Source organism: Marinomonas sp. BSi20584, assembly GCF_002792415.1.
In the GTDB taxonomy this organism is placed as follows: Bacteria; Pseudomonadota; Gammaproteobacteria; order Pseudomonadales; family Marinomonadaceae; genus Marinomonas; species Marinomonas polaris.
The window spans coordinates 89,181-102,532 of record NZ_KZ454875.1; the positions used below are offsets into that span (position 1 = coordinate 89,181).

Sequence of the window (13,352 nt, forward strand, 5' to 3'; positions counted from 1 at the left end):
TCATCTATTAAGAGTTAAGTGCTTCGCTTAGTAAGGGCTTTGAATGTCGTTTAGATCAACAAAGACGCTCTTCGTTTGAGTGTAGTGGTACAAGGTTTCGATGCCGTTTTCTCGACCGATACCAGACTCTTTGTAACCGCCCACAGGCATTTCAGCTGGAGAAGAACCCCATGCGTTAATCCAGCAAATGCCAGCTTGCATTTGAGCAATGACACGATGGGCACGAGCGAAGTCTTTGGTGAATACGCCAGCGGCCAAGCCAAGCTTGGTATCGTTAGCGCGAGCAATCACTTCATCTTCGTCGGTGAAGCTAAGCACAGACATTACTGGACCGAAGATTTCATCACGTACCTGTGGCATGTCGTCGGTGCAATCAGTGAAAACAGTTGGAGCAACAAAGGCACCTTTGTCTAAGCCGTTTTCAGTAACTTGGTAACCGCCGCATAACAAGGTCGCACCAGCGTCTTTGGCCGCTTGAATGTAGCCCAAGACTTTCTGCATGTGGTCTTTGGAAATCAACGCGCCGACTTGCGTGTTCATGTCCATTGGATCGCCAATAATCATGGCTTCAGTACGTTGTTTTAATTCTTTGGTGAAAGCGTCCAACATGTCAGCGTGCACGAATACACGAGTACCGTTAGTGCAAACTTCGCCTTGCGTGTAGAAGTTGGCCAACATCGCCGCAGAGACAGCCTGATCTACTGGCATATCTGGGAAGATGATCATTGGTGATTTACCGCCAAGTTCCATGGTCACCTGCTTCAACGATTGCGCCGCCGCTGTCATAACTTTTTTGCCTGTTCCCACTTCACCAGTGAAAGAGACTTTGTCGATGTCTGGGTGATTGGTGATCATTTGGCCAGTGCGACCGTCGCCTTGAATGACGTTGAAAACACCATCAGGCAAGCCAGCTTGGGTGTAAATTTCCGCCAGTTTAAGCGCTGTAAGTGGTGTTTCTTCTGATGGTTTAAAGATCATCGCGTTACCCGCAGCCAGCGCAGGACCAGATTTCCACATAGCAATTTGAATAGGGTAGTTCCACGCGCCGATGCCAGCGCAAATACCAAGTGGCTCGCGACGAGTATAGAAGAAGTTGCCATTGCCAAGGTCTTGGTAATCGCCTTGGATTTTGTCGGTTAGGCCTGCGTAATATTCGATTACGTCAGCGCCCGTTTGAATGTCCACGCAAATGGCTTCTTGAAGTGGCTTGCCTGTGTCTAATACTTCAAGACGTGCAAGCTCTTCATTGTTTTCACGCAATAGCTCAGCGGCTTTTTTAAGGATGCGTCCGCGTTCAACAGGGCTCATTGCTGCCCACACTTTTTGACCTTGTTTTGCAGACTCAATAGCAGCATCTAGTTCAGCTTGTCCTGCGTGCTCTACTGTTGCAATCACTTCGCCTGTGGCTGGGTTGATTGTCTCAAAGTGTTCACCGCTGGTGGATGCATGGTAGCGGCCATGAATGTATTGCTGCTGATGTGCCATGATGTGCCTCTTTATGTCTGTTTCAATGCTCTGTTTAGAGTCATTGAGGTATTTGAGTTTTTATTAAACGCGCGTTTAATAAAAACAATTGTACATATTTTGACTATAAATTGCAGCTCGAATCCATGAATTAGTGGTTTTGGGGCAAAAAGATGACGTTATGATACGAGGAATGTTGCTGATTGAATGCGGGAGTATTGAACGCAGAAGACCCCTCAAAGCAAGGTTGAGAGAGGCAAGCGTCTCGGCTTAAAACCTAAAAGCGAGACGCTATGATTGAAATGCTATAAACGTTACGAAGCGTTATTACAGGCTGATGACGCCGTTTGTGTCGTAGCTTATTGGGCTTGGAACGTAGGCGTCTGCCATGTCATCATTTAGCCATTCAGAGCCATCCAGAACATAACGAAATTGGTACGAGGTTTCGATACCCAAGTTAAGCGTCGACACAAAATCGCCAGACTTCTGTTTTTTCATTGGGTTGGCTGTGCAGTCCCAATTATTGAAGTCACCAACGACAGCGACGCTTTTTGCATCACCAATCGCTTCAGCAGGTAATGCGAATTTCACTTTGCATTCGGGTTTGGTTTTTAAATAGGTTTTTTCAATCATTTTTAGCTCCATGATCTAGCGATAGACAAATGTGTAAGGCTACGGCAAAAGCCCGAGGTTAGATGAAACGTGTTGTTTAAATTACTCTTTGAAAAAGCTCTTTAAAAAAGATTCTCTTTTAATAATAAAGCAAACCCTACGCCATATTTACTAACTGATTAATCCCAAAACAAAAAACGTTTTATTTTTAGTCTAGGCTTATCTTCTTCGATCCATTTTAGTATCTATCATGACACTAAATGCGCTATTTCAGGGCTTACCACATCTATACAAACTTAAGACGTAAATTCACATTTAAAGGTATTTTCATGTCCTATACTCAAACGACACCAACAAAAATAATGAGGTGTTTTATGGATATTCAAATGGTCGTTCTTATTGTGTTAAGCATAATGTTGGTCATTAAGATTGTTTATCTGGTTGTCTTTAAACGCCCAGAACAACAAGATGATGACCACACCCATGGTCATCACTCACATAGTCATCATACTCACGGTCGTCACTATCGTGGACACCACCATGATTCGTGATAGCTAATTATGGTTGAGTGCCAGCGTTGTGACCTCGGTAACGTTTGTTTTTCGCTTCTTTGACTGTATTTAGGTCTACTAGGACCAAACCGTCCACACAGTAGCCAAAGTCGGCATCGACACCAAAGTCTAAGAAGCGAACTCCGCCTGTGTCGCACAATTCACTGTACTGTTTGAACAGCGTTGGTACGCTGGCGCCAAAGTGGCTGAGCTGTTCCTTTAATATTCTAAAGTCTTCTTCATAGTTATCACCGCTGAACATGGCTGAAATGATGTCAGAGTGTTCTGTATTGACTTGATAAGGCGTGAACGAACGCGCCAAATGTTCTTTGTCGGCATAGTAGAGCTTGTAAAAGGAGACAATAAAATCTTTTGCCACTTGTGGGTAGCTGTTGCTTAGACTCACAGGACCAAACATGTAGCGAATTTCAGGGTGTCTATCTAAATAGGCGCCAATTCCGTACCACAAATAATCTAAGCTGCGCTTGCCCCAATACTTAGGTTGGATAAAGCTACGTCCTAGTTCAATACCTTGTTCGAAATAAGGTTCCATATCGCAAGAGTATTGGAACAGTTCGGCGCTGTAGATACGATTTGGTGTGTCTGACTTCATGTAACGTGCAACTTCACCTATGCGATAAGCGCCAACGATTTCTAGCTCTTCTTCATCCCATAAGATCAAATGGCGATAGTATTGATCGAACTTGTCTAAATCAGAGCGTTCACCAGTGCCTTCACCCACTTTACGAAAGGCGATTTCGCGCAAACGCCCAATCTCTTTCATAGTCACCGACATCGGATCGTAATCAAACAAGTAAATTTGTTTGTTGTCTTTGGTGCTACCAAGGTGCTCGGCTATTTTGAGCTCTTGTTTGATCATCTGTCTATTTTGCGGATGTTCAACGGTCTTTTCAGTTTTAAGCAGCGGTTTTTTGCCTTTGGCGATGCGGTACAAATGGCGTTTCACCAGTTTATTTTTCTCTTTATCGCTTAAAGGCAGTTGTGCTACCTCTTGAATCGGAATGGCTTGGCCAACTTGCATGGGGATTTTACGATTGCGCTGGCGGAACATCTCGTTGGCGAGCTGCAAAGTTGATAGCGGACGATACAAAATAGAACTGGTATAAAATAGCATAGAATTACGGCCACCGATGTGAACCGGCAATAACGGACTGTTGGTTTTTTGTGCGAGTTTTAGATAGTTCTGATTCCAGTGCTGATCTTTTACGCCGCTTGGCGACATGCGAGACACTTCCCCAGCAGGGAAAATAATCACGGCTTCTTCATTATGCAAGCAGCTCATGATGGCTTTTAGCTGCTGGCGTCCGGTTTTTCCGCCGAGATTATCGACGGGAAGAACGAGCTGCTTTAAGCCGTCAAATCCCATTAATAAATCATTGGCGACGATTTTTACGTCTGGGCGAATTTCACCAATTAATCGGAGTAAAGCGAGGCCATCTAAGGCACCAAGAGGGTGGTTGGCGATGATCATCACACGTCCACTTGCGGGAATGTTTCGACGATCTATTTGACTCACTTGATAGCTAAAGTTGAAGTGATCCAGTATACGATCAATAAATTCGAAGCCAACACAGCCGTGGTTTTTTTCCAGGAATTGGTTTACTTCATTTTCGTGGAATAAGCGTTTTAACACGCTTAACGTTGGGCGAGTGATAAATGGGCTTTTGTCGAAAAACTTAGGAGATTTACTGGCAATCATTTGCTCGACTTGTATCACAGTGGCGCTCCGCTCTAATAAGTTTTTATATATCTTATTAGTGAGAGTAGAGCGTCAATATGACAGCGTCGTGACGTTTATGTGGCGAATATATGACTCGTTAATAAAAGCCTTTCGCGACTGTTTTGTTCGTCAATGCTTTGTTTAAAAATAGTAGAATAGGTTAAATCGACGGCGTGTTTGTGTTTATCGGTTAACTGATAGGGGGGCTGTCTTCATCTGTTCCTTCTTCAAACTTATAAAAGAAGTTCCACAAACAATATAGCGTGATACCTGCTGCAACCATGGCCCAGATAGGTTCATTCGATACCCATTCAAGAATAGCCCATGCAACACAAAATAAAGTTACTACTACTCTACGCCATTTAGGACGGAAAAAAGCGCGATCAGATTCGGTAAGCATAATGTTCCTCTATCTATGAGGTTAAATTGTTATTTTAGGTTTTATGTATAAATAGGGAAATAATAGATAACTATTTGATTCGCCAACCTATTTGCGTTTAAAGGTAATTCTAAAACAGCGTCTATAGAGTTGGCGTACAAACGAAAATAGCGAGGGATATTTACAATCAGTAAAGTATCCCTAAAGCTTATTGTGCTTTCGTTTTGCTATTTCCTAGGGAAATGTGACGTGATCCTGTTAGCTGAGATTGTCCACTAACTCCTGAATCGATTTTATCTATGAGTCCACCGCGAGCTAGAAACTCTTGCATTTGCTTTTCAATAGATTCCGAAGTCTCCGAAGCAGCCGGCTGTTTCTTCTTAGTTGCCATGATAAATAGTCCTTGTTTTTAGATTGAACAAGGACTATACCAGATTTTCACAAAATTTGCTTGTTATTGGCTAACGTCTGCAATCGTGTGGCTATCTTTAGCTGTGAGACCAATGTCACGTAGCTTTATCTACTTGAATGAGGATGGTATCGACGAATAATGGGGTTCAGTAGTCGCGTTAACCAGCCAGTAAATTCAATCGGTGCATCTAACACGGTTAAGCAGATACATTCCGCATCTTTGGTGACTATTGGCTTATGTTTGTGGCTCGCATCACGGTTGATAAAATCTCCTTGGCGATAAACACCGCTTTCATCAGAAAAAGCACCTTCTAAAACTAAGGTGATTTCATCGCCAGTGTGAGTGTGAGTTGGCATGTGAGCGCCAGCTTTTACTCTGGTCAGAGCAATTTGTGCGCCGCCTTCTTCATTATAAAGAGTGGCGATCTTAAACGACGGCGATAAGCGCATCCAATTTAGGTCATCGTAACTTTTCTTAATAAATTGGCGCAGGCTTTTCGGAATAGCGTAGTTATCCCAATCAATCGATGCTGGCTCTTCTTCTATCTTCAGGCTGTCTCTTTCTTGCTCAGCTTGTGCGTTTATCTTTTCGAAAAAGCTGTCTTTTAAATTGCTAAGCTGACGGCTGTCGGTTTTAGTTTGATCAAATAGGTGTGAACCAAGCATTTCCAGTTTACGGATTTGCTGTTGGCATTCATGACAACGCTCTAGATGTGTAGATACACATAAAGAATGCGCTAATGGTAATGAGCCGGCAGCATAGTCGGTCAGTATTTCAATCGATGGATGGTAGTTAATCATCGATACTACCTCTTAACGTAAATAGTGAGTTTGTGCAAAGCAAGGCGAACTCGAGACTTTATCGTTCCGAGAGGAAGAGATAACTCTTCTGCCGCTTCTTTGTGGGTTTTGCCTTCTAAATAGACTTTGGCCAAAACCTGTTTTTGATCCGCTGGCAATTTATCTAAGCCTTGTTGAATCCGTTCCTGATCTCTTTTTTGTTGTGCGTCTTTAAATGGGTCAGCATTTTCGTCGACCACATTTTGCCAAAGATACTCAGGATCAATATCTGATTGATGGCGACTGTTCTTACGCAAATAATCAATACGTGCGTTTCTTGCTAGAGTAAAAACCCAAGTGTTGAGAGACGCGGATTCAGGCTTGTAAGTATGTGCCTTATTCCAGATGCGAATCATAACTTCTTGAGCAATGTCATCGGCCATTAAGTTGGCGCCAGGTTGTGCCGCGAGACAGAAGGCTCTCAATTTCGGAACATAGTGATCAAACAGGCGAACGAGCGCCGCTTGATCTCTGTGCTCCGCAATAGCAAGCATATCTGCTACGCGTTGTTCATCTGGTTCTATTTGTATTGCGCGTTCCATTTATTGCTCCAAAAGGAAGGCTGACATGTCGTTCTCAAATATACGTGATGAGTAGAAGGATGGATCACATTCGTCTTTTTTAATAGTAAAAACATTTGTACTTTTAAACAGGTAAGAATAGAGGGGGATGAAAAATCTTACTTTTCAGACCATCTATTTTAAAAAGAGTGATCCATAATTTGCTTAAACACGTTTAATGGGAATAAATGAAATGAATCGATTTCGATCAATTCTCCAGATCAAGATGGCTAAGGTAAGTGATGGGCATGACGGACTCTAAAATGGATCCCAATTCTTTGTTAATAGAGCGTTTTAAAGCGTTTTATCTTGATGTAAAGCATCCAAAGCTCGACAAAATAGATGACGTATATACAGAAGATGTATTGTTTAAAGATCCTGTCCATGAATTACGTGGTGCAGAAAATTTACATGCTTATTTGTCAGAGATGTGTGTCAACGTTCACAGTGGCCGTTTTGAATACTTGGATCAAATTGTGTCCGAGAATACAGCGTACATAAAATGGAATATGCATTTTAAACATCCAAAGTTAGGCAATAAAACCATTACGGTACGTGGTATTAGTCAGGTGCAATTTAACGAGCGTATTTATTTCCATGAAGATGTTTATGACCTTGGCCAGTTGATTTATGAACATGTGCCTTTGTTGGGTGCTGTGGTGAAAGGTTTAAAAAAGCGCCTAGCGAACTAAGGAGAGTCTCATGAGTCAGGCAATGGATAGAAAAGTCGTTTGGATAACCGGAGCGAGTTCAGGTATTGGCCTTGCGTTGACTAAGTGCTATTTAGACGACGGTTGGAAAGTATTAGCCAGTGCGCGCAAGCAAGGCGAGCTAGAGCCTCTACTAGACAAACACCAGCATTTAACCTTTATTCCTTTTGATATAACGGATGACAGTCAAATGGATTCCGTCCGAGACACACTGAGTTCATATTCTGCTCATTTAGACTGTGCAGTATTAAACGCTGGAACCTGTGAGTATTTGGATATGACGGACACTGATCCAGATTGGAAAATGATGGATCGTATTATGTCGGTTAACTTTATTGGCTTGGTGAATAGTGTCGAAGTGTGTTTGCCATTGCTGAAGAAATCCTCACGTTCGCATCTGGTTGGTGTGAGTTCACAAGCCGTACAGGCTGCTTTTCCGCAAGCTGAAGCCTATGGTGCAAGTAAAGCCGCTATTCGATATTTCTTATCTTCTTTGCGCATGGATTTGAAGCAATTCAATGTCGATGTCACCTGTTTATTGCCGGGTTTTGTTGATACGCCTTTGACGCAGAAAAACACCTTTTCTATGCCGTTTCTAATGTCACCGGATGATGCAGCAAAACGCATGTTCAGTGCACTAGAGTCTCGTCCTTTCGAATACGCCTTTCCTAAACGCCTAACCGCTATGTTGTGGGCAGGAAGGCATTTCCCGAAATTATGGCTTTCGATGTTGGCGCCAAAAAACAAGTAACGATTTCAAATTAAAAAACACCAGTTCGGCTGGTAATAACAAAATATGTTTTAAGGGGACAATGAGTGAAAATTGCCATTATTGGATCAGGGATTTCCGGTCTAACCAGCGCTTATCTTTTACAGCAGCAACATGATGTGACGGTGTTTGAATCCGCAGAGCGGATCGGCGGTCATACTGCGACCGTGCAAGTTGAAGAAGCCGGAAGTACTCGGGCAATTGATACTGGTTTCATTGTCTTTAATGACTGGACGTATCCGAATTTTATTCGCTTGATGGATGAGTTAGGTGTGAAATCTAAAGCAACAGAAATGAGCTTTAGCGTCAGCTGTCAGCGTAGTGGCTTAGAGTATGGTGGAAACAACTTAAACACCTTGTTTGCTCAGCGTCGAAACCTATTGAACTTCTCTTTTATTGGCATGTTAAAAGACATCCTACGTTTTAATAAAGAAGCCATTTTGGACCTAGAAAGCGGCCAGTTAAAAGAAGGCGTGACGCTTGGCGAATATCTAAAGGAAAAGGGTTACGGTAGCCGCTTTGCGAGCCATTACTTGATTCCTATGGGGAGCGCTATTTGGTCATCAACACTGGATGAAATGATGGAGTTTCCTTTGGTATTCTTCGTTCGCTTCTTTAAAAATCATGGCTTATTGAGCGTTAATGATCGCCCGCAATGGCGAGTAATCGAAGGTGGTTCGTCGGCGTATTTACAGCCTTTGGTAGAAAAGTTCAAAGACAGAATACAGCTTGGGGCAGATATTACTCAAGTTCATCGCTCTGAAGATAAAGTCATCATTCACTTTGGTGATGGCTCAGCACAGATTTTTGATCAAGTGGTGTTCGCTTGTCACAGTGACGAAGCCTTGGCTTTGTTGGCAGACCCTTCCCCAGACGAGCAAGCAGTTTTGGGTGCGATTCCTTATCGAAATAACGATGTGGTACTTCATACTGACACACGACTTTTACCGAAGAAAAAATTGGCCTGGTCGAGCTGGAATTATCATTTAGGTGAAGATCGAACCAAGCCTGCAACGCTTAGCTATAACATGAATATTCTGCAGCATTTTTCCAGTGACACGACTTATGTGGTGACTTTGAACCAGACCGACATGATCGCAGAAGACAAAATAGTTGGGCGTTTTCAGTATTCTCATCCTACCTTTACCTTAGAAGGCATCAAGGCTCAGGATCGTTGGTCAGATATTAATGGTGTAAACAAAACATGGTTCTGTGGTGCCTATTGGCGCAACGGTTTCCACGAAGATGGTTGTTGGAGCGGTGTTCGTGTCGCTAATGGACTTGGTATTTCATGGTAGATTTTGTTCCTAAGCACAGCACTATTTATCATGGCATGGTGCGTCATCGTCGTTTTACGCCGCGTTCCCATACCTTTCGTTATCGCGTCTTTATGATGTATTTCGATTTAGATGAATTGGATGATGTACTGGCGATGAGCCCTTGGTGGTCGATGAAGTCTTGGTCTCTCGCTCGATTTTATCGAAAGGATTACTTCGGGGATGACTCGCTGTCTATCAAACAGGCTGTATTGTCTGAAGTGAATGAGCGTTTGGGGCTGAATTTATCAGGTTCTGTGCGCATGCTTACCAATTGTCGCTACTTCGGCTTCATCATTAATCCCATTACCATTTATTACTGCTTTGATGAAAATGAGCAGCTTCAGGCTATGTTGCTTGAAGTGACGAATACGCCTTGGCGCGAGAAAATTCCTTACGTTTTAAAATGTGATCCAAGCGATCAAATGCAGCGTATTCAATTTAATAAGGCAATGCATGTGTCGCCTTTCCATCCGATGGAACATTTTTATGATTGGCGCAGCAATGTTCCGAATAAGAAGCTAGCGGTACACATGCAGAACAAAGAGTTAGAGGGCAAGCAATGTGTGTTTGACGCCACATTATCGCTGACTCAAATGACACTGACGTCAAGCTCCATGGCTAGGGTACTGTTTAGTTATCCTGTCATGACGATGCAAGTGGCATTCGGTATTTATTGGCAAGCACTTAAGCTTTGGATGAAGAAAGTACCTTTTTATTCACATCCGAATTCATCGTCTACCACTACTAAAAAAAGTAATAAGTAGTCAGTAGTAAATTAAGTAGCAAAACGCATTAGGAGACTAAAAAGTATGAACTCCGTCAGTATGGATAATCAAAAAGTGAGAAAAAATCGCACAACAACATGGTTTGATAATTTAGCCCGCAAAATGGTCTTTACTATGCTGGGTAAATTGGAAGTGGGTCATCTTACGTTGGAAGAGAGTGGTGAAACCTATTCTTTTGGTGAGGCGAAAGATAATACTCAATACATTGCTCATATTCATGTTCACGATATTCATGCTTACCGCGATGTGTTTTTAAACAGCAGTATCGGTGCTGGCGAAGCTTATATGAAAGGCTGGTGGTCGTCTTCAGATGTAGTTGGTGTTATTCGCCTGATGGTAGCTAACTTAAACCTGATTAATAAAATGGATGCTAAGCGCCCAATTTGGAGCCGTATTGGTGCCAAGATTGTTCACAAGCTAAACGCCAACACCAAGAAAGGCTCGAAAGATAATATTTCTGCTCATTATGATTTGGGTAACGATTTTTTCTCTTTGTTTTTAGATCCTACCATGATGTATTCCTCGGCGGTTTATCCTCAGATCAACTCTTCTTTAGAAGAAGCATCGGTGAATAAACTGGATCGTATTTGCCAAAAACTACAGCTTAGCGAAGATGATCATCTGTTAGAAATTGGAACGGGTTGGGGCGGCATGGCGATTCATGCAGCTAAGCATTATGGTTGCCAAGTAACCACGACGACTATTTCCAAAGAACAATACGAATTTGCCAAAACGCGGGTGGAAGCCGAAGGCTTGCAAGACAAAATCACTTTGTTACTTGAAGACTATCGAGATCTTCAAGGTCAATACGACAAACTCGTATCTATTGAAATGATCGAAGCGGTCGGCCACGAATACTACGACAGCTATTTTTCTAAGTGCAGTGCGCTCTTGAAACCACACGGTGTTATGGTGATTCAAGCCATTACCATCGCCGATCAGCGTTACGACTACGCACGCAGCTCTGTCGACTTTATTCAGCGTTACATCTTCCCTGGTGGTTGTTTGCCATCTAACCAAGTTATTGCACATAAAATTGCATCGAAAACCGATATGCAGATCGTCGGATTAGAAGATATTACTGAGCATTACGCGAAAACTCTTGCCGATTGGCGTACACGTTTTCATGCGGCACGTCGTGAAGTCACAGAGATGGGATTCGATGATGTGTTCTGCCGTATGTGGGATTTTTATCTAGCTTATTGTGAAGGAGGCTTTAAAGAACGTGCCATTAGTACTGGGCAGTTTGTTTTTGCTAAACCGGATCATCGTTTGTCGATTGGCACTAAGTAAATGGAGTAAATGGCATGAAACCTTTGATTAATGCCATTTTGTTTCAAATCGTTTGGTTTGTCTGCTTGCTTGCTGGCAACGCTTGGGCATTGGTCGCAACTCTGGTTTATCTTTTTTTGCATGATCGCTATTTTATGCAGACTCGTAGAGAATGGCGTTTGCTGTTTACCTTCCTAGCACTAGGTGTAGTCATTGATGGTACTTTATTTCATATCGAGGTGTTTTCATCGAACGTGACCTTATTCGGACAAGCAACATTGCCGCCGATTTGGCTGCTTTGTCTTTGGGTTTGTGTCGGGACCTTATTTGCACATAGTTTGGCTTTTTTGCGCTCCCGTTATGTTTTGAGTGCTTTAATGGGTGTAGTTGGGCCAACGATGAGTTATTTTGCTGGTGCTAATTTAGCCGGTATCAGCTTGTCAGAACCAGTGTTCCTGACTCTTTTTATAGTAGCGATTATTTGGTCTTTGGTGTTACCGTTGGGTGTATGGCTTTGTGAAAAGTGGGCATTATTTCAAAAATGAGCATTGGTTAAATAGTGAGGATAGATAAGAAAATGAAGCGTTCTTTCGAGTTTTTACCGCAGCAGCGGTTTTTTATTGCTGCCTTTTGTGCCTTCTTATTTAGCTCTGTATGTTTGGCTGATACGTCTTTTTCTAAAATAGTAGGCAGTGCCTACAGTGTCGAAACGGGTGCTTTGTTATATAGAGAAACTCACGAAAAACTCGCTGATGGTACTTACAGTGTCGAATACTCAGAGCCAGATGGCCGTGTTTTTGGGCATAAAACGCTAAATTTTTCTCAGTCGATGATAACGCCAAGTTTTTCGCAGTTAAATGAGCGTAACGGTGAAAAGATTGAAGTTACCCAATCTGGCGGAAAGTTAGATGTTGTTTATCAAGAAAATAGTGCTGGCAAAGAAGAAAAGGCATCAGTGAAATTAGCGGCTGGCATGGTAGTTGATGCTGGTTTTGATGCTTTTATTAAACAATACTGGGACGCCTTAGAGGCAGGTAAAAATATGGATATTGAGTATCTAGTACCCAGTAAACAAACGACCTTTACATTTCGTTTTAGTAAAACCACATGTGTAGAGGGAACTCAGGATGGCGCTCAGTGTTTCGCTCTTTCCCCAGTTTCTTGGTTGGTAAAACTTGCGGTCGATCCTATTGTGGTTGCTTATGATCCAGCAGATAAAAGTTTACTGCGCTTTACTGGTCGGGCAAATATCTGTGACGCACAAGGCAAGTATCAAGCAGTCGATATCCAATATCATTATATGTAGTCGATTTTCAACATTAGTTTAGAGGAAGCAATATGAAGCATTTGTGCCGATCTGTTATGGGCAAATTTACTGTTTTACTGTGTTTGTTATTGCTTACGGCATGTTCTACGTCAGACGTGTCTTTGTATGCTAAAAATGAGCCCAAGTTTGACTTACAACACTTCTTTTCCGGGTCTTTAACTGCGCACGGCATTTTGAAAAATCGCAGTGGCGAAGTGACTCGTTATTTCAATGCCACGTTAGAAGGACGCTGGAAAGCTGGTGTTGGCATATTGGTTGAAAAATTTGTATTTGATGATGGTGAAATCCAGCATAGAACCTGGATTATGACGCCTAACGATCAGGGTGAATATTCCGCAACAGCGAACGACGTTGTTGGCTCTGGTGAGATTAAAATGTCTGGCAATGCCTTATTTATGAATTATGTTTTACAAGTCCCCTATGATGGCGATGTAATCGAAGTGAATGTTGATGATCGTATGTATATGGTAAAAGATGGTGTAGTTATTAACGAATCGATAATGAAAAAATTTGGCGTTGAAGTTGGTTACTTGTCTATCGTTATTGAAAAGGTGCCTCAGTAGTACAGATGCGTTTAATTAAATCTGATCATTCGTACAAAAATGCATAATA

At 42.4% G+C, this 13,352-nt stretch carries 16 protein-coding genes; 9 read left to right on the forward strand and 7 right to left on the reverse strand.

Features of this window, described 5'->3' with window-relative positions; all coding sequences use genetic code 11:
• Nucleotides 1–27 precede the first annotated feature (27 nt).
• Nucleotides 28–1,485, reverse strand: coding sequence for a betaine-aldehyde dehydrogenase (gene betB / locus TY87_RS08325; protein WP_100186716.1), 1,458 nt, complete (start codon nucleotides 1,483–1,485; stop codon nucleotides 28–30).
• 306 nt (nucleotides 1,486–1,791) lie between these two features.
• Nucleotides 1,792–2,097, reverse strand: coding sequence for an isoamylase early set domain-containing protein (locus TY87_RS08330; protein ID WP_072840777.1), 306 nt, complete (start codon nucleotides 2,095–2,097; stop codon nucleotides 1,792–1,794).
• 353 nt (nucleotides 2,098–2,450) lie between these two features.
• Here TY87_RS08330 and TY87_RS22460 point away from each other — a divergent pair, with 353 nt between their 5' ends.
• Nucleotides 2,451–2,627 carry a hypothetical protein gene (locus TY87_RS22460; RefSeq protein ID WP_157789879.1) on the forward strand — a complete coding sequence of 59 codons (177 nt, stop codon included), beginning with the start codon at nucleotides 2,451–2,453 and terminating at the stop codon, nucleotides 2,625–2,627.
• 7 nt (nucleotides 2,628–2,634) lie between these two features.
• Here TY87_RS22460 and TY87_RS08335 read toward each other — a convergent pair whose 3' ends face one another.
• The 5 genes from TY87_RS08335 to TY87_RS08355 all read right to left on the reverse strand — a co-directional run bounded on the left by TY87_RS08335 (nucleotide 2,635) and on the right by TY87_RS08355 (nucleotide 6,540).
• A complete protein-coding gene (locus TY87_RS08335; RefSeq protein WP_198432059.1) occupies nucleotides 2,635–4,365 on the reverse strand; it encodes a bifunctional ornithine lipid synthase OlsF in 1,731 nt (576 codons plus the stop codon).
• Between the two features lie 193 nt (nucleotides 4,366–4,558).
• Entirely contained in the window at nucleotides 4,559–4,768 is a 210-nt protein-coding gene (locus tag TY87_RS08340; protein WP_100186717.1) for a hypothetical protein, read from the reverse strand.
• 187 nt (nucleotides 4,769–4,955) lie between these two features.
• Nucleotides 4,956–5,138, reverse strand: a complete 183-nt coding sequence (locus tag TY87_RS08345; protein ID WP_072840774.1) for a hypothetical protein — start codon at nucleotides 5,136–5,138, stop codon at nucleotides 4,956–4,958.
• A 125-nt stretch (nucleotides 5,139–5,263) separates the two neighbouring features.
• Nucleotides 5,264–5,959 carry a ChrR family anti-sigma-E factor gene (locus TY87_RS08350; RefSeq protein WP_100186718.1) on the reverse strand — a complete coding sequence of 232 codons (696 nt, stop codon included), beginning with the start codon at nucleotides 5,957–5,959 and terminating at the stop codon, nucleotides 5,264–5,266.
• 5 nt (nucleotides 5,960–5,964) lie between these two features.
• Complete coding sequence (locus TY87_RS08355; RefSeq protein WP_072840772.1) at nucleotides 5,965–6,540, reverse strand: RNA polymerase sigma factor; 576 nt, start codon at nucleotides 6,538–6,540, stop codon at nucleotides 5,965–5,967.
• Between the two features lie 266 nt (nucleotides 6,541–6,806).
• On the opposite strand from TY87_RS08355, the gene TY87_RS08360 reads away from it, so the two are divergent.
• The 8 genes from TY87_RS08360 to TY87_RS08395 all read left to right on the forward strand — a co-directional run bounded on the left by TY87_RS08360 (nucleotide 6,807) and on the right by TY87_RS08395 (nucleotide 13,303).
• A complete protein-coding gene (locus TY87_RS08360) occupies nucleotides 6,807–7,250 on the forward strand; it encodes a nuclear transport factor 2 family protein (protein ID WP_100186794.1) in 444 nt (147 codons plus the stop codon).
• Between the two features lie 10 nt (nucleotides 7,251–7,260).
• Nucleotides 7,261–8,019, forward strand: coding sequence for an SDR family NAD(P)-dependent oxidoreductase (locus tag TY87_RS08365; RefSeq protein ID WP_100186719.1), 759 nt, complete (start codon nucleotides 7,261–7,263; stop codon nucleotides 8,017–8,019).
• A gap of 65 nt (nucleotides 8,020–8,084) precedes the next feature.
• Complete coding sequence (locus tag TY87_RS08370; RefSeq protein WP_100186720.1) at nucleotides 8,085–9,335, forward strand: NAD(P)/FAD-dependent oxidoreductase; 1,251 nt, start codon at nucleotides 8,085–8,087, stop codon at nucleotides 9,333–9,335.
• Nucleotides 9,329–10,120, forward strand: coding sequence for a DUF1365 domain-containing protein (locus tag TY87_RS08375; RefSeq protein WP_100186721.1), 792 nt, complete (start codon nucleotides 9,329–9,331; stop codon nucleotides 10,118–10,120). The genes TY87_RS08370 and TY87_RS08375 overlap by 7 nt, the downstream gene beginning before the upstream one ends.
• Before the next feature lie 45 nt (nucleotides 10,121–10,165).
• Nucleotides 10,166–11,434: an SAM-dependent methyltransferase gene (locus TY87_RS08380; RefSeq protein WP_072840768.1), complete on the forward strand. Its 1,269-nt coding sequence runs from the start codon at nucleotides 10,166–10,168 to the stop codon at nucleotides 11,432–11,434.
• A 14-nt stretch (nucleotides 11,435–11,448) separates the two neighbouring features.
• Entirely contained in the window at nucleotides 11,449–11,958 is a 510-nt protein-coding gene (locus TY87_RS08385; RefSeq protein ID WP_100186722.1) for a DUF2878 domain-containing protein, read from the forward strand.
• Between the two features lie 32 nt (nucleotides 11,959–11,990).
• Nucleotides 11,991–12,719 (forward strand): hypothetical protein, encoded by a 729-nt coding sequence (locus tag TY87_RS08390; protein WP_100186723.1) that lies wholly within the window; start codon nucleotides 11,991–11,993, stop codon nucleotides 12,717–12,719.
• A gap of 32 nt (nucleotides 12,720–12,751) precedes the next feature.
• On the forward strand, nucleotides 12,752–13,303 hold the full coding sequence (locus TY87_RS08395; RefSeq protein ID WP_084122490.1) for a DUF3833 domain-containing protein: 552 nt from the start codon (nucleotides 12,752–12,754) through the stop codon (nucleotides 13,301–13,303).
• Nucleotides 13,304–13,352 lie beyond the last annotated feature (49 nt).